The sequence below is a fragment of the Streptomyces sennicomposti genome, assembly GCF_019890635.1.
GTDB classification, from domain to species: Bacteria; Actinomycetota; Actinomycetes; order Streptomycetales; family Streptomycetaceae; genus Streptomyces; species Streptomyces sennicomposti.
Map to the genome: position 1 here is coordinate 34,674 of NZ_JAIOAB010000039.1, position 16,392 is coordinate 51,065.

Annotated in this window: 14 protein-coding genes; 4 read left to right on the plus strand and 10 right to left on the minus strand. The window is 73.9% G+C overall.

All coding sequences use genetic code 11. The annotated features are described in order from the left end of the window. Positions 1-414 precede the first annotated feature (414 nt). Positions 415-1,155 (plus strand): class I SAM-dependent methyltransferase, encoded by a 741-nt coding sequence (locus tag K7787_RS21030; protein WP_233359600.1) that lies wholly within the window; start codon positions 415-417, stop codon positions 1,153-1,155. 15 nt (positions 1,156-1,170) lie between these two features. On the opposite strand, the gene K7787_RS21035 is transcribed toward K7787_RS21030, so the two are convergent. The 6 genes from K7787_RS21035 to K7787_RS21060 all read right to left on the minus strand — a co-directional run bounded on the left by K7787_RS21035 (position 1,171) and on the right by K7787_RS21060 (position 7,487). Further along, positions 1,171-1,584, minus strand: a complete 414-nt coding sequence (locus K7787_RS21035) for a DUF6917 domain-containing protein (protein ID WP_009192620.1) — start codon at positions 1,582-1,584, stop codon at positions 1,171-1,173. Continuing rightward, positions 1,581-2,681 (minus strand): Gfo/Idh/MocA family protein, encoded by a 1,101-nt coding sequence (locus K7787_RS21040; RefSeq protein WP_223002537.1) that lies wholly within the window; start codon positions 2,679-2,681, stop codon positions 1,581-1,583. The genes K7787_RS21035 and K7787_RS21040 overlap by 4 nt, the downstream gene beginning before the upstream one ends. Continuing rightward, the gene (locus K7787_RS21045) at positions 2,678-3,898 is read right to left on the minus strand and encodes an Ldh family oxidoreductase (RefSeq protein ID WP_223002538.1); all 1,221 of its coding nucleotides are present in this window, start codon (positions 3,896-3,898) and stop codon (positions 2,678-2,680) included. Before K7787_RS21045 ends, K7787_RS21040 begins: the two co-directional genes overlap by 4 nt. After that, the gene (locus K7787_RS21050; protein WP_223002562.1) at positions 3,895-5,199 is read right to left on the minus strand and encodes a M20/M25/M40 family metallo-hydrolase; all 1,305 of its coding nucleotides are present in this window, start codon (positions 5,197-5,199) and stop codon (positions 3,895-3,897) included. Before K7787_RS21050 ends, K7787_RS21045 begins: the two co-directional genes overlap by 4 nt. Positions 5,200-5,416: 217 nt before the next feature. Next, a complete protein-coding gene (locus K7787_RS21055; protein WP_223002539.1) occupies positions 5,417-6,421 on the minus strand; it encodes a sugar phosphate isomerase/epimerase family protein in 1,005 nt (334 codons plus the stop codon). Further along, a complete protein-coding gene (locus tag K7787_RS21060) occupies positions 6,411-7,487 on the minus strand; it encodes a Gfo/Idh/MocA family protein (protein ID WP_223002540.1) in 1,077 nt (358 codons plus the stop codon). Before K7787_RS21060 ends, K7787_RS21055 begins: the two co-directional genes overlap by 11 nt. A 373-nt stretch (positions 7,488-7,860) precedes the next feature. Here K7787_RS21060 and K7787_RS21065 point away from each other — a divergent pair, with 373 nt between their 5' ends. Next, a complete protein-coding gene (locus tag K7787_RS21065; protein WP_308036416.1) occupies positions 7,861-9,099 on the plus strand; it encodes a nucleotide sugar dehydrogenase in 1,239 nt (412 codons plus the stop codon). A gap of 176 nt (positions 9,100-9,275) precedes the next feature. On the opposite strand, the gene K7787_RS21070 is transcribed toward K7787_RS21065, so the two are convergent. From K7787_RS21070 to K7787_RS21085, 4 genes are all read right to left on the minus strand, one after another. Next, the gene (locus tag K7787_RS21070) at positions 9,276-10,412 is read right to left on the minus strand and encodes a DegT/DnrJ/EryC1/StrS family aminotransferase (RefSeq protein ID WP_223002542.1); all 1,137 of its coding nucleotides are present in this window, start codon (positions 10,410-10,412) and stop codon (positions 9,276-9,278) included. Then, positions 10,409-11,647, minus strand: coding sequence for a DegT/DnrJ/EryC1/StrS family aminotransferase (locus K7787_RS21075; protein WP_247721131.1), 1,239 nt, complete (start codon positions 11,645-11,647; stop codon positions 10,409-10,411). Before K7787_RS21075 ends, K7787_RS21070 begins: the two co-directional genes overlap by 4 nt. A 140-nt stretch (positions 11,648-11,787) precedes the next feature. Beyond that, positions 11,788-12,948, minus strand: a complete 1,161-nt coding sequence (locus K7787_RS21080) for an EF-hand domain-containing protein (RefSeq protein ID WP_223002543.1) — start codon at positions 12,946-12,948, stop codon at positions 11,788-11,790. A 17-nt stretch (positions 12,949-12,965) separates the two neighbouring features. Further along, entirely contained in the window at positions 12,966-13,502 is a 537-nt protein-coding gene (locus K7787_RS21085) for an EF-hand domain-containing protein (RefSeq protein ID WP_009192630.1), read from the minus strand. A gap of 527 nt (positions 13,503-14,029) precedes the next feature. On the opposite strand from K7787_RS21085, the gene K7787_RS21090 reads away from it, so the two are divergent. Continuing rightward, on the plus strand, positions 14,030-15,007 hold the full coding sequence (locus tag K7787_RS21090) for a UbiA family prenyltransferase (RefSeq protein WP_223002544.1): 978 nt from the start codon (positions 14,030-14,032) through the stop codon (positions 15,005-15,007). Then, on the plus strand, positions 15,004-16,392 hold the full coding sequence (locus K7787_RS21095; RefSeq protein ID WP_223002545.1) for a protoporphyrinogen/coproporphyrinogen oxidase: 1,389 nt from the start codon (positions 15,004-15,006) through the stop codon (positions 16,390-16,392). Before K7787_RS21090 ends, K7787_RS21095 begins: the two co-directional genes overlap by 4 nt.

Below are 16,392 nucleotides of genomic sequence, written 5' to 3' on the forward strand. Positions count from 1 at the left end.
GCCGTGCGCCCGGGGTGCGGTCAGGGTCTAGTCTCACACGGACGCCATGCGACCGCCTGGTCGACGTCCTCGGCCCGCTGCCGGGTTCGACGAGTGCAGCGCCCGACGGAGCCGAAGTGTTCGAGGGCGCGGTGAAGACGATGGCTGCCCGTCGCCCCGCTTCCGTCGGCCGGCCGGCGCCGGCCGTTCCGGATCGACCACAGGGCGGAGGCCGGGACACCCGACAAGGCGGCGCGCCCCGCGGTGCTCGTCGGAGGGTTCCGGGCACCGGCGGTGCGCGGCCTCGCGGTACGACGGACGCGCGCCCGCACATCCACTCGTCGGATGGGTATCCAGCCGCGTGCGCCGTGAACACCTCTCGCGCGCCGCCGTGTCGGGACCCGCGCCGAGATCGTTGTCCCTCACATGGAACGCATGGAACGTACGGGACCCAAGGAACGCGTGGCCCGCCCGGCACGGACGGAGTCCGCCGCACCCCCCGCCCCGGAGGAGATCGCCCGGGAGTGGCGCGAGCGCGCCGGGCGCGACGGACTGGCCCGGGTGATGCGCGCCCAGCAGCCGCCGGAGATCGCGGAGGCCGTCACCGCCGAGACCCGGCAGACCCTCACCCGCCTGCTGAAGCGGGCCGGCCACGAACTGCCCCACGGCCTCGGCTCGGTGGTCGAGGTCGGCTGCGGCATCGGCCGGCTCACCCCGACCCTCGCGGCGGCGGCCGGGCGCGTCGCGGCGCTCGACATGACACCGGGCATGCTGGAGACGGCCCGCACGGCCTGCGCCGCACTCGACAACGTCAGCTTCCACCAACTGCGCGCCCAGGATCTGCGACCGGAGGACTTCGACCGGCTGGTGGGCGGTCCCGCCGATGTGACGGTGTTCGTCTGGGTGCTCATGCATCTCCTGGACGACGCCGAACTAGCTGCCCTCTTTCGCACGTTGGCGGTCAGCACCCGTCGACTGCTGCTCGTCGAGTACGAAGAGGCGGCGATCCCGGTCGGCCGGTTCTCACGGCTGCGGCCCCTCGCCCACTTCCTCGACCTGCTGCCCGACGCCCGCGTCATCGAGCGCCGCGACCTCTACTACGGCGGCGACCGCTCCTTCGCCGCGCTCATCGACACCGGCCTCATCGACACCGGCCTCACCGGCGACGCGGACTGACGGGGCCCGCACGGGTCACCGCGGCGTCCCGGCCTCGAAGCGGATCTCCGTCTCCGGAGTCAGGGACAGTTCGGGGCCGGTCACCGGGCGCGGGGTGCGGATGAGGATGTTGTAGTGGTTGGGGAAGTGGCAGCCGTCGAAGCCGAGGACGGTGCCGATCGGCCGGCCCGCGGCGAGGACCGTGTCGCCCCGGTCGAGGACGCCGGCGCAGGCGAGTTCCACGAAGCCGAGGAAACCCACCCGGTCCACCCGCGCCCCGGCCGCCGTGTCGGTGTGGTCGGTGGTCACCAGTTCATGGACCTCGCCGCGCCGCACACAACGGCTCGCGTACGGCTCCAGCACCATGCCGCGCCGGTCGAGGCGATGGGTCAGGATCTTCACCAACTGTCCGTGGACGACACGCTTGGCGCCGTCCTCCGCGGGATTCACGCGGGGGACTCCTCTCGGTCGGTGCGGTCGGTGCGGTCGGTGCGGTCGGTGCGGTCGCCGGGGGTGGCGGGGGTGGCGGGGGTGGCGGGGGTGGCGGTGTCGGATCGGCTGGTTCGGCCGAGGTGGGCCGTTCGGTCCACGCGGTCGCTGTCGCGGTCGCCGTCGCCGTCGCCGTCCGCTCGCGCGTAGCAGGCGGCGACCAGTTCGGCGACGGCCAGTCCGTCCGGCGCGGGGTGCGGGAGGCCGCCGTCGCGCGCCGCCGACACGAAGTCGCCCAGCACACCGACGTACTCGTGCCACAGCGAGCCCTTGAACTCCGGATGCCCGGCGAGCATGTCGGCGTCGTCCGACCGCCCGTCGGCCAGCCGTACGTGGACCGTCTTGCACTCGCCCGTATGGGACCAGTCCAGCTCCACCCGGGCGAGTGCGCCGGTCGAAGCCTCCAGACCGATCAGCGCGGAGCGGTCGACGCCGCGCGCGTCCCGGCGCAGTTCCGCGGCGGTGACGCGCAGCTCGTCCCCGAGGAACAGCCGTACCAGATCGAGGGCGTTGGGCCCGTTGTCGGCGAGGCAGCCGCCGCCGCACCGGGCGGGGTCCAGGTACCAGCGGTCGCGTCCGGCGTGCTCCTCGATCGTCTCCTTGTACCGCACGGTCAGCGAGGCGACCGGCACGTCCTTCGGCAGCCGGTGCAGCAGGGCGCGGACCGGGTCGTTGTAGCGCCGGTGGAAGGAGGTGAACAGCGGCAGGCCGCGCTCACGGGCGTACCGCGTCAGCCGCCGGGCGTCCTCCGGGCGGGTGGCCAGGGGTTTCTCCACGCACACCGCCCGGCCCGCCGCCAGGGCGTCGTGGCAGATCCGGAAGTGCGCGTCGTTGGGCACGTTGACGATCACGGCGTCCACGTCGGCGTCGCGCAGCAGTCGGCGGTGGTCGTCGTAGCGCCCGATGTGCGCGGGCAGTCGGCCGAACGTCGTGGGATCGTGGTCGCAGACGGCGACGAGCGAGGCGTCCGGCGAGCGGTCGAGGGCGGCCAGATAGAACCGGGAGATCACGCCGAGGCCGATGATCCCGACGCGCAGGGGCGCAGGCGCGGAGGTCATGAGGGGCCCCCTTCCGGCCGGACGGCGGGGAAGGCGACCTTCGACTCGCTTGCCAGATCGAGCAGTTCACGATGGAGGGCGGCGCTCAGCGGAACGCCGTGCGCGATCCGCTCCCGGGTGCGCCGGTGCTCCCACCAGCCGGGGTAGGCGACCGGTTCGTCCGCCCGCAGCGGCGGGCAGTCGAGCAGGGCGCCGAACAGGCCGGTGGCCGCGCCGAGGAAGTCGGCCTCGGGACGCAGACGGCCGGGGGCGATCGCCAGCAGCAGATGGCCGACGTCGTCGTCGGGCCGCGGCGAGGTGTCTCCGCTCGGGCCGAGACCGGCGCCCGGCAGCAGCGCGGACAACACCTCCACGAGCAGGCCCAGCCCGAACCCCTTGTAGGCCCCCGTCTCCGGATCGCCGCCCAGCCAGCGCAGCCGCGCCTCGCCGCGGTCGTACGCGCCCGGGTCGGTGACCGGGCTCCCGTCGGCGTCCTCCAGCCAGCCCTCCGGCACGTGTTCACCGGCGCGGGCGGCGGCCCGGACCCGGCCGGTGGGTACGACCGTGGTGCTCATGTCCAGGGAGAACGGCGGGTGTTCACCGGCCGGCGCCGCGAGCGCGAGCGGGTTGGTGCCGAGCATGGGGGCGGCCGCGCCAGGGGGCGGGACGAGCTTCTGCCGTCCGCAGTTGGCGGTGGCCAGCCCGATCATGCCGTGCTCGACCGCGCGCAGCGCGTGGTATCCGGCGCAGCCGAAGTGGGTGCCGCCGCGCACCGACACCAGACCGATGCCGTAGGTGCGCGCCCGCTCGACCGCCAGGTCCATCGCCTCGGTCGCCGACCACAGCCCCAGCGCGCGCCGGGCGTCGACGAGCACGGCCGGGCCGCTGTCGGTCACCTGCCCGGGCTCGGCGGCCGGATCGCAGCGCCCGCCGTCCAGCAGGGGCAGATAGAGGCGGACGAGGTTGGTGACGCCGTGCGTGGTGAAGCCGGTCAGGTCGCCGTGGCACAGGGCGCGGGCGGCCTCCCCGGCCCGCCCCTCCGGCAGGCCACGGCCCCGGAAGACCTCGGTGACGAAGTCCAGCAGACCCGCGTACGGGACCCGGATGCCGCCCTCGCGGCGCGCGGGCGCCGGTGCTTGCCGTGCGGCCGGTGGACGTTCCTGCGCTTGCCGTGCGGCCGGTGGGTGAGGGGCGGGCGCGGGTGCGAGGGTGGGGGTGCCGGGGTGGGGCTTCGTCACGGAGTGGTGCCTTTCGTGGCGTGGTGGACGGGAGCGGTGGTCTCGGGGGTCGTGAGGGTGCGGCGGGCGAACGCGACCAGGATCCGGGCCAGTTCGTCCGCGTACCGGTCCAGTGCGGCCAAGTCCGCGTACTCGCCGTCGGCGTGGGCGCGGTTGGCGTCCAGACCGCCGGGCCCGAACACGGCCGTGAAGGCGTCGGGTACGTCGCTCATCCAGAGGGCGTCGCAGGTGAAGGCGGGTTCGTCGGCGGGCCAGGGGGCGATCCCGCAGTCCCGCTCCAACAGCTCCTCGGCCCAAGTAGCGTTTCCTACAGGGCCGTTCAGCGCGGGCAGTCCGCGTTTGAGCCAGTGCACGGAGGTGATGGCGTCCGCGTCGTGCGCGGTCCTGGCCAGCGTCGGGTGCCCTCGCGCGCCGTCGCGGAAGGCGGCCAGCCCGTCCCGCACCGTCTCGTGCAGCGCCGCCTCGGCGGCACGTCCGCACTCCCGGTCGCCGTAGGCGATGTTGAGGAGCAGCCGCCCGCTGCCGTAGACCTTGTTGTGCCGGTCGCCGGTGTGCAGTCCGGCCACGCAGACCCGCGCCCCCGGGGCCCGGCCGGGCAGGGTCGTCGCCAGGTGGTGGCCGAGGAAGCCCAGCAGCACGGTGGCGTTGTGGCCGGCCTCCGGGCGGTCGTCGACCGCGTCGTCGCCCCGCACCCGTACGCACGCGGTCATCGCGGCCGTCGCACGCGGCAGGTACCGGTGCCCGGTGGGCTCGCAGAAGAGGTTGAGCCGCCCGGTCAGACCCGCCTCCACCAGCGGCCGGGTGCCGAACGTGCCCAGGGCGCCGCCCTCTTCGCCCGCCACCGCCTGGACGAGGACGCCGATGCGGGTGCCCAGCGCCGGTTCCGCGGCGCGGGCCGCCCGGATACCGGCCAGCAGGGCGACCGCCGGACCCTTGGCGTCGATGGCGCCCCGGCCGCTGAACCGGATGCCGTCGAAGGAGGGCGGCCACCAGCCGGCCACCGTGTCCAGATGGACGTTGAACATGACGGTGGCGTGGCGGGGCACGTCCGCCGGTCCGAGACGCAGGACGAGGCTCGGCTGACAGGCCAGGAAGGCGGGGTCCACGGCGGCCTCCCGGACGGGCGCGGGCACGTCGTCCCGGCGCAGGGCGTCATCCGGCGGTGCGCCGTGCAGGACCACTGACATGCCCAACTGCCGTGCCGCGGCGGTGTACTCGCGGCCCGCCTCCCACAGGTGTACGCCGTCGGTGTCACCGCCGGTCTCCAGCGGCCCGGCGGTGCGGGCGTCGAGGAGCCGCAGCAGCAGCGCGTGGTCGGCGGCCGTGAGCCGAGCGCCGGACGGCTCGGTGGCGGACGGCCTGGTGGCGGACGGCCGAGGGTCGGACGGCCGAACGCCGGGCGGTCCGGCGTCGTACGGTGGGGCGTCGGACGGCCGGGCACCGGGCAGGCGGGTGCCGGACGGCCGAGGGCCGGGCAGGCGGGTGCCGGACCGTGGGGCGCCGGGCCCCTGGGCCCCCTCAGTCACGTCCGCCCCCGTGCGGCGCGGCGGTGAGGGACGGCAGGACCTCTTCGGCGACCAGACGCTCCAGCGCGCGTCCGTAGGCGACGAACGCCGCCGTGCCGCTGTCCTGCCGGGTGTCTGCGCCCTCGTGCGGGCGCAGATGGGTGTGCGGCTCGATCGACCAGGCGCCGGTGAAACCGTGCCGCAGCAGCGTCGTCAGGCACTCGCGCACCCGGGAGCGGCCCTGTCCGGGGAGGGTGTAGGCGGCGCGGCCGGTGGGCGTGGGCACGGCGTCCTTGATGTGCACATGGGCCACGTGGCCGACGACCTGCTCCAGGAGGGTCGCCGCGTCGTAGCCGTAGTGGACGCCGTTGCCGATGTCGAACAGGAGCCGCAGCGCCGGGCTGGCGACGTGGTCGAGCAGGTCGAGCATCCGCTCGGCGCTCGTACCGGCCCAGCCGGCGCAGTTCTCGTGCAGCAGGACCAGACCGGCGTCCTCGGCCTCCCGGGCCAGCGCGGTCATCCGCCGCCGTACCCGGCGGGCCCAATCCGTCTCGTCCAACCCGTCGTTGGGGTACGACATCACCCGCACGTGACGGGTGCCGAGGACGGCGCAGCGCCGGGCCAGGACCCGCAGCTCGGCCAAGTCGTCCTCGAACGGGCCGGTGATCGGGCGGCTCCAGTCGGCGATGCGCGAGTCGACGCAGACGACCTGGACGCCTGCGGCGGCGAGCCGGTCGGCGACCGCGCCGAACGCGCGCTCGTCCAGGTCGGCGAGAGCGCGGCCCTCGACGCCGCGCAACTCGATCGCGTTCCAGCCGAGTTCGTCCAGCGCGGCGAGCTGGTCGGCGAGGCCGGGCGCCGCCTCGTCACCGATACCGGCGTACCGGATGCCGGTCGGCGGCGCGGTGGGCGGTGTGGGGGCGAGGGGCGTCGCGGTGGAAGGCGCGCCGAGGGGCGGCGGACCGGCCGGCGGTGGGCCGGTGGGTGACGTGGTCGCCGGGTGGGTGTCAGCCGGCATGGCGGGCGGCCTCCTGAGGGCGGGGGACGGGACACGTGTCGTGGGGGAGGGGGTGTGGTGCGGCCTCGGTGGCGGTGAGGCGGCGGGCGTCGTCGAGGAGTTCCACGGCACGCGCGTGCAGGCGCAGTCCGTCGGCGGCCCCGGCCGTAGCGCCCGGGCCGTCGCCTTCGGCGAAACCGCGGTAGGCGTGGACCAGGCACCGGCTCAGCGCGTCGTCGTGGAGCAACTCCCGCTCCCCGCGCCCGTCCCGCCACACGTCGAGCTGGGCGACGTCGTCGTCCTGCGCGACGGGATAGTGGCCGACGAAACGCGCGCCGGTCGTGGTCTCCACGGTGATCCGGCGTCGGCGCACCGGCGAGGTGAGATCGCAGCGGACACGGCTGCGCACCCCGCTGCGATGGCGCAGCGTGAGCCGGGCGCCGCCCATCCGCGGGACGACCCGCTCGCCCCACCGCAGATCCGTGCAGGACGCCCCGCGCACCTCGGCGTCCCCCAGCAGCCGCAGCAGGACGCCGAGCGCGTGCGGGATCTCCACCTCCAGGGCGCTGGTGTGGCTGCCGTTGGTCAGCGACCGGCGGAACCGCGCCTTGTCCTGCACGACGGTGACCGAACGGACCTCGCCGAGGCCGCCGTCGAGCAGGGCGGCGAGCCGGTCGGTGAGCGCGCTGTGCAGCCACGGGGAGACGACGTGGACGCGCAGGTCCCGCCGTCGTACGACGTCCAGGACCCGGCCGAGCGCCGTACGGTCGGCGGCGAGGGGCTTCTCCACGACGAACCGCCGGTAACCGAGGTGTGCCGCCTCCTCCAGCAGCGCGGCCCGCACGGCCGGCGGAGTGCACACGTGCACGACGGTGGCGGCGGGGTCGAGCCGGCGGCTCGCGTCGTCCAGCGAGCCGACGACCTCGAGCCCGTCCGCCCGCGCCACCGGTCCGAGCCCCGGATCGACACCCAGCACCGGACGGTCCGCGAACAGGTCCGCGTACGCGGTGCGCGCCCGGCGCAGCACCGGCAGATGGAGCCCCGCACCGGCCCGGCCGAGCCCGATGAGCAAGGTACCGAGCGGCATACGGACATCCCCCCTCTCGTCCTTCTCGTCGGCCGCGGAGCCGACGGAAACGTCCCGGACCCTCTCCAGGGGCCTATTCAGAGCCGTATGCGCACCCGTATTCGGGATCTCATTCGGCGTCTGAACGCTACCCGTTTCCCGGGCATTTCCATGCCCGGGAAAAATATCGATTGCAGCTGGCATCCATCGATCGCCGATGGCACCGGACGATCACGATAGAGACGAGATGACCTTTCTCGATACGCTTTTCATCATTTCGGGTGACGTGCCTTCCGACCTGGTGCTCTGTCGTGGTCAGCCGCCTAAAGTTGCCGCGGCAACCGGGGGTTCGTATGGATGTGAGGGAAGGGAAGCGGTGGAAACTGTCGCCGTCATCGGGCTGGGGTACACGGGACTTCCACTGGCGCGTGAGGCATGCGCGTCGGGAATGCGTGTCATCGGCCTGGACGAGAATTCCGCCGTGATCGCGGCCCTGGAATCCGGCCGTTCCCATATCTCCGACGTGACGGACGCCGACCTGGCCCGCATGCGGTCGCGCGGATTCCGCGCCACCGCGGACCCGGGCCTCCTGGCCGAGGCCGCGGTCACGGTCGTGTGCGTGCCGACGCCCCTGGACGAGGCCGGGCAGCCGGACCTCACCCAGGTGCGCACGGCGGCCCGCACCGTGGGCGCCCACCTCAAACCGGGCACCCTCGTCGTGCTGGAGTCCACCTCCTATCCCGGCACGACGGACGGCGTCGTACGCCCCCTCCTGGAGGAGGCGTCCGGTCTCACCGCCGGGCGGGACTTCGCGCTGGCCTTCTCGCCCGAGCGCATCGACCCGGGCAACGAGCACTTCGGCATCCGCAACACCCCGCGGGTGGTGGGCGGGTGCACACCCGGCTGCACGGCCGCCGCGGCCGGCTTCTTCCGGCGGCTGTGCGACCGGGTCGTGGAAGCCGGGTCGGCGCGCGAGGCGGAACTGGCGAAACTGCTGGAGAACGTCTACCGCAGCGTCAACATCGCCCTCGTCAACGAACTCGCCGTCACCGCGAGCGCCCTCGGCGTCGACGTGTGGGACGCCCTCGACTGCGCCGGCAGCAAACCCTTCGGCTACCAGCGCTTCCACCCCGGCCCGGGCGTCGGCGGCCACTGCATCCCCGTCGACCCCGCCTACCTCACCCACTGGGCCCGCACCGCCGGCCGCCCGCTGCGCCTGGTCGAACTGGCCCAGCAGATCAACGCCGGGATGCCCGCACACGTCGTACGCCGCGCCACCGGCCTGCTGCGCGGCGCGGGCAAGGACATCGCCGGGGCCCGGCTGCTGCTGGTGGGGGTGACGTACAAGCGCGACAGCCGCGATCTGCGCTCCACCCCGGCCGCACCGCTCACCCGGCTGCTGCGCGAGGCCGGTGCGCACGTCGGCTACCACGACCCGTACGCCGACGCCTGGACGGTCGACGGCGTCCCGGTGCCCCGCGCCGCGCGGTTGCGGGAGGCGGCGGCCGAGGCCGACCTGACCGTCCTGCTCCAGGACCACAGCGTCCTGCCCGTCGAAGACCTGCCGCACTGGGCCCCGTTGCTGCTCGACACCCGTGGCCGGCTGCGCCACACCACCGCCCACGTGCTGTGACCGCACACGCGGCCGGGACCGGCGCCCCGCCCCTCCCGGCCACCGCCGGACAACCCCAACCAGGCCCCGCCGCGGCCGGGCAACCCCGACCATGCTCCGCCACGACCGGGCAACCTCACGCCCGCCCCGTCGCGGCCGGGCCATGTCATCCCCCTCCCGCCGCGGCCGACCAGCCTTCACCCCCGTCCCGCCGCCGCGAAGGCGCACACCGTGTCGGCGATGTGCTCGACCTGCGCGTCCGTGAGGTGCGGATTGATCGGGATCGCCAGCTGGCGCCGGCTCGCCGCCAGCGCGTGGGGCCACTGCCGGCCGGGCGACGCGAAGCGGGCGAAGGCCGGCTGGTGGGGGAGCGGCGCGGGATAGTAGACGTGGCTGCTCACCCCGTGCGCCGCCAAGTGCTCCTTGAGCGCGTCGCGCTCGTCGGCGAGCAGCGAATAGACGTAGTAGCAGCGGCCGTTGCGGCCCGGCGGGGGCGGCACGACGCCCCGCTCACCGAGCGGCGTGAACCGCTCGGTGTAGTAGTCGGCGATACGCGCCCGGCGCTCCAGCCGGGCGGGGAAGCCCGGCAGCCGGTGCAGCTGGAAAGCCGCCTGCACCTCGTCGAACCGGCTGTTGCAGCCGACGCGTTGGTGGACGAACCGCTGCCCGTCCTGCCCGTGGTTGCGCAACGCCCGTACGACACGCGCCAGTTCGGCGTCCTCGGTGACCACCGCGCCGCCCTCACCGGCGGTGCCGAAGGTCTTCACCTGGACGAAGGAGAAGAGCCCCGCCTCGCCCCAGGTCCCGGCCGGCCGCCCGTCCAGCACCCCGCCCTGCGCGACGGCGGAGTCCTCCACCAGCCGTACGCCGTGCCGCCGAGTGATCTCCCGCATCCGCGGCATGTCGGCCATCACCGAGAACATGTGCGCGGGCAGCAGCGCCTTCGTCCGCGCGGTGATCGCGGCCTCCACCTCCGCCGGATCGACCACCATCGTCACCGGGTCGATGTCCGCGAAGACGGGAGTGGCCCCCAGGTTGGCCACGGTGTTGCCGAGCGGGGCGCAGCCGTAGGCGGGGACGACCACCTCGTCGCCGGGGCCGACCCCCATGGCGGTGAGGATCAGGGTGAGGGCGGAGGTGCCGCTGGAGCAGGCGACCACCTCGGCCCCGCCCAGCGTCTCGCCCAGCGCCCGCTCGAAGGCGGCGGTGCGCTCGCCCAGGATGAACTTCTGCTCCCCGGCCGTGCCGGTCCGCCGCACCAGGTCCAGCAGGACCTCGCGGTCCTCCTCGAACAGATCGGGGGCGAAGAACGGAATGGTCCCCGGCCCGGTCATGCGGCCCTCCCGGTGTAGAAGCGGCGGATCAGATCACAGACCGTGTCGATGTCGGCCGTCGTCAGGTCCGGGTGGAACGGCAGCGCGACCGTACGCTCGCAGGCGGCCTCCGCGTTCGGGAACTCGCCCCGCTTGTGGCCGAGTTCGCTGAAGCACGGCTGGAGGTGCAGCGGCACCGGGTAGTACGTCTCGGTCCCCACGCCATGGGCGGCGAGATGGTCCACCAGCGCGTCCCGCCGCTCGGCCTCGATCAGATAGACGTAGAACACCGCGTCCGTGGCCACGTCACGCGGCACCAGGGTCGGCAGCCGCAGCAGGCCCGGGATGTCGCGGAGCCGTTCGGTGTAGGCGGCGGCGAGTTCGGCCCGGCGGCGCACCGCGTGTGCGAGCCGCGGCAGCTTGGCCAGCAGGACGGCGGCCTGGAGGTCGTCCATCTTGCTGTTGACGCCGTTGAGTTCGGTGGCGTTGGAGATGCCGGGGAAGTGCGCCAGGGTGCGTCCGGTGCGGCCGTGGTGGCGCAGTGCCGCAGCCGTCTCGGCGATGCGCGCGTCGTCGGTGAGGATCGCGCCGGCGTCGCCGATCGCGCCGAGCGTCTTGGTGGGGAAGAACGACAGGACGCCGCCCGCGCCCAGCAGGCCCGCGTGGACGCCGTCCCAGCGCATGCCGATCGCCTCGGCGCTGTCCTCGACCAGCGTCAGCCCGTGCCGGCGTGCCACCTGGGCCAGCGCGCCCATGTCCGCCATCTGGCAGAACAGATGCACGGGCATCAGCATCGCGGTGCGCTCGGTGACGGCGTCCGCCGCCGAGCGGGGATCGAGCGCGTACGTCACCGGGTCGATGTCGGCGAAGGCGGGGCGGCCGCCGGCCAGCACGACGGACGAGGCGGTGGCGATGAAGCTGAACGCAGGCACCACCACTTCCTGTCCCGGCTGAAGGCCGCAGGCGCGCAGCAGCAGGACGAGGGCGTCGGTGCCGCTGTTCACGGCGACGCAGTGCCGGGCGCCGGTCCACTCGGCCAACGCCGTCTCCAGCCGGCCGACCTGGCGCCCGTGCGAGTACTTGCCGTCGTCGATCACCTCGCTCACGCGGGCGCGGATGTCGGGCCAGGCCTCCTCGAAGGAGACGGCCTGGGTGAAGAAGGGCACCGGACGGCCCGGCGGGGCAGCGGCGGGGTCGGTAGCGGGGTCGGCGGCGGAGTCGGTGGTCGTGTGGCTTACGGATTCTCGGGGCGGCATGGGTCCTCGGGGCGGGCGGACAGGGGCGTACGGCGGGCGCCGTGGGAGTCGAACGGGGCCGCGGGCAGCGGACGGCCCCCTCCCGGCGGTACGGAGAGCGAGGAATCGCCGGGAGAGGGACCGGTCCTAGACGGCACCCGTCACAGCAGAGCGACGTCCAGCTCGCCCGCGTGGTACCGGTGCACGGACTCCACCAGCTCGTCCACGCTCAGCCGGCCGTCGTCGTTGGCGTCGATGGCGCGGAACGCCTCGTCGGCGGTGGACTCCTCGGCGCCGATGGCCTTGATCCAGGCGCGGAACTCCTTCGGGTCGACGTGTCCGTCGCCGTCCGTGTCGGCCAGGCCGAGGATGGCGGTGACGGTGGGCCGGAGGACCTCGTCGAAGCCCTCCTTGCCGCGGTCCAGGATGTGCTCGGAGACCAGGGCGTGGAACTGCGCCCGGTCGAGGGAGCCGTTCGGGCCGAGCTGCGCGTGCTCCGCCAGGTAGCTCCACATCCCGAGGTAGGCCTCCAGGAGTGCCTGGCCCTTGGGCGAGGCGGGCGTCTCCTGGAACGACTTGAGGATGCGGTGCGCCTCGGCCTCCCAGTCGCCGCGGTCGATCCGGCCGTCGCCGTTGCTGTCCCACAGCTCGAAGCGCCGGTCGAGCCGCTGTGCCTGGACGCTGGTGGTCATCTGGGTTCCTCTTTCCCTTGGGGTTTCTGTCGGGGTGTTACTTCGGGTGGTGGTATGCGGGTCGGTTGGATCGGTGGTGTGTGCGGCGGTGCGGGTGGTCCCGGGTGCGGCGGCTCCCGCGGCCCCGGATGTGCCGGTTCGCGCCGTCCCGGGCGGGCCGGTGCGCGCGGCCCCGTCCCGCCCCGCCGCCCCGGCCGTCGCCGCCAGCGCGGTGACCGCCAGGACGACGGGCAGCACCAGCGAGAGCAGTTGCGCGACCGCCTCAACTCCGTCCGCGCGGCCCAAGTGCCTCAGGTGGAAGGCGAGATGGGGCACGGAGAAGACGAGCAGCGCGGTGGCGGCGGCCCGCACCGGACCCGGTCGCGCACTCCAGGCGGCCCAGCCGATCACCGCGGCCATCGCGAGCACGGCGGCGCCGAAATCGCGCACCAGGTGCTCGTTGTAGGGCGGGAACAGGGCCACCCAGGAGTGGCCGGGAAGCGGGAAGGCGTCGTAGAAGCCGCGCGGCCGGCCGAGCGCCCAGGCGCCGGGCAGTCCTTCGCCGAGCGCCAGGGCGGCCAGCGCGCCGCGTGCCCACAGCAGGCGGGCGCCGGTCAGCCGCCCCGCCGGGACCGGACAGGTGTGCCCCATCCGGTCACCGGGCCCGCTCAGACACCGAGGAGGGGGGCGTCCGTCTCGCCGGCGTGGTAGCGGCCGACCGCCGCCACCAGCTCGTCGACGGTCAGCCGGCCGTCCCCGTCGGCGTCGATCGCCGAGAAGGCCGCCTCGGCGTCGATGTCGCCGCTGATGGCCTTCAGCCAGGTGCGGAACTCGGCCGGGTTCACCTGCCCGTCGCCGTCGGTGTCGCACAGGTCGACCATGGCGCGGATGCTGGGGCGCAGCACCCGGCCGAAGCCGGCCGGACCGTGCTGGAGCATCTCCTGGTGGGCGACGGCGACGAACTCATCCTTCGTCATGGCCGATCCGGGGGCGTGACCGCCGCGTTCGGTGAGGTAGTCGAACATCTGCGGGTAGGCGGTCAGCAACGCCTGCGCCCGGGGCGAGTTCTCGGGCTCCTCGAAGGCCCGCACGATGCGCCGGGCCTCCTGTTCCAGGTCCGAGCGGTCGATGCGGCCGTCGCGGTCGGCGTCGTACAGATCGAAGCGTTGGTGGAGGCGTTCCTGCTGGATGCCGGTCGGAGGCATGTGACTCCTTTTCGCTTGCGCGGCGGGCGGGAAATCGAAGGCGGCTGAAAAGCGCGGCCGGAAATCGTCCCCGCCGCCTTTCGGATCGTACGGACGCAGAATTACCCAGGCGTGCCCGCGCCGAACTCCGGCGGCGACAGATAGCCCGTACGAGTGAGTGTGCGGGGTTCCCGCTTGTTCGGGTGTGCGAGAGGTGAACGGCCGACCGGCGGGCATCGCTCCTCTTCAACCCCCTTGACTTGTAGGAACGTTCAACTACCTCGGTGGTCCGATGCGCAGCCCGGATACACCCGGCGTCACCCGTTGGGGCGAACCCCGCCGGGCATCGGTGTCGGACGGTCCCGCCCCGGTCCTACAGTCCTTCTCGGCATTCCGGCCGGAATTCGGTGAGCGCCGCATTTACGCGCTCACGCACACCCGGAGTGAATTCCCTGACCTGTGCTTCGCGCAGCGGTGATTCCCGGGCCAATGATTTCCGACGGTTTTCCGTGCACAGCAGCCCCCTGCAGAGGAAAGGAGCGGAGCCGATGACCAGCAGCGCCGAGGCCCACACCTTCGCGGCCGGCGACATACCGGCGGAGAGCAAGCTCAGGAGCTACGCCCGGCTGGGCAAACTCGACGTCTACGACTACTACCCGGCCATCGCCGTGGCCCTGTCGGCGGTGCTGCCGGCGGACCGCGGGGCGGCCACGGCGGTCCTCGTCCCGTCGGCGCTGTTCCTGCTCGGCTCCGTCTTCGTGATCATGTCGATGGTCGCCCTGGACGACGTGACCGGCTACCGCGACGGCAGCGACATCACCAACTACGGCCCCGACGACCCGCTGCGCAACAAACGCCGCAAGCCCCTGGTCGCCGGAACGCTCACGGTGCCCGAGGCGCTGCGCTTCGCCTGGGTCACCGCGGCCGTCGGCGCCGTGCTGTGGGCCGCCGCGATCCAGACCGCCCCGCACCGCCCCACCTGGACCGTCGTCCTGATCGCCGCCCTGTTCGTGGTGTCGCTCCAGTACTCCTACGGCCTGAAGATCAGCTACCACGGCTTCCAGGAAGCGTTCATCTGCGGCCTCGGCGTGGCCATGGTCATGGGCGCCTACGGTCTCGCGGCCGGCCGCTTCTCCGCCTTCCTGCTCGTCCAGGGTGTGCTGTTCGGTCTCGGACCGCTCATGTTCGGGGTCTACTCCAACACCAACGACGTCGCCGGGGACCGCTCCGTCGGCCGCCCGACCGTGGCCGCCCTCACCTCCCAGCGCGGCAACGCCGTCTTCGTCGGGGCGCTCTCCGCCGCCGAGTTCCTGCTCGGCGCGGCGGCCTCCGCCACCGGCATCGCCCCCTGGTGGTTCGTGGCGCTGATGCTGCCCGTGACCGCCCTGCGCACCCGCCAGTACCTGATCGGCTTCCGCACCGGCGACATCATGCGGGCGCGCCGCATCGGCTTCACGGCGCACCGGGTCGGCTTCGTCCTGCTGATCGCCGCCAACCTGATCGACGCCGCGGGAGCCGCCCGATGAGCCCCGACCTGGACGTCGCCGTGATCGGCGCGGGCGTGGCCGGCCTGACCACCGCGCACGAACTGACCCGCGCCGGCCTCCAGGTGCGCGTCTTCGAGGAACAGGCCCACGTCGGCGGCCGGATGCACACCGTACGGCACGACGGATACCTGATCGACGAGGGCGCCGAGCAGATCCCCGAACGCGGCTACCGCGCCACCTGGGAGCTGCTGGCCCGGCTGGGTGTGACCGCCCGCGAGGTACCGCGCATCGGCAAGGCCGTCGGCGTATGGCGCGACGGCCGCGCCCACCCCGGCGTCGCCGACCCGGCCGCCCTCCTGATCGGCGCCGGACTCACCCCCCGCGCCCGCCTCGACCTCGCCCGCTTCCTGGCCTGGACCGCCGTGCACCGCCGCCGGTTCGACACCGACCGCCCCGAACGCACCCCCGCGGGCGCCCACACCGTCGCGGACTTCGCCCGCCGCTACCACCCCGACCTCCACGACTATCTGCTCCAGCCCGTCGCCGGCTGCTTCTTCGGCTGGGACACCGCCCGCTCCGCCGCCGCCCCGCTGATCGGCCTCATGCAGGCCGTCGGACCGGTCACCGGCTGGCGCACCTACCACGACGGCATGGACCTGCTCGCCCGCCGCCTCGCCGACGGCCTCGACATCGCCACCGGCAGCCCCGTGCACGAGGTCGCCGCCGACGGTGACACCGTCCGGCTGCACGGCTCCGCGGGCACCGTCACCGCACGCGCCGCCGTCCTGTGCGTCCCCGCACCCGTGGCGGCCAAGCTGCGCCCCGAAGCACCCGAGGACGAACGGGACTTCCTCACCGCGTGCACCTTCACCCCCACCCTCAAGGTCAGCTGCCTGCTGGACCGGCCCCTCGCACCGCCCTCCCGCCGGCCCCTGTACGCCCTGCTCACACCCGACGCCGAGGACGACGTGCTCTCCGGCATCATCGTCGACCACGCCAAACACCCCGGCCGCGCACCCGCCGGAAAGGGCCTGCTGACCCTCATGGCCGACCCGCGGCGCATCCCCGAACTCCGCGGCGCCACCCGGCAGGAGACCGCCGACCGGCTCGTCCGGGCCGCCACCCGCTACATCCCCGGCCTGGACACCGCCCCGCGCCGCCACTTCACCCACACCTTCGCCCACGGCCTGCCCGAGGCCACCCCCGAGGCACTGCGCCACCGCCCGGCCTTCATGGCCCGGCCGCTGCGCCCTGTGGAGTACGCGGGCGACTGGGTGATGCTGCGCCCCGCCGGCGAGGGCGCCGTCCGCTCCGGGGCGCTCGCCGCCTCCCGCGTCCTGGCCCGGCTGCGCCCCGTACCCACCGCCCGCACCCCCCGCCCGACCACCGTGACCCCGAGGAGCGAGGCCCGTGAAACCGCATGA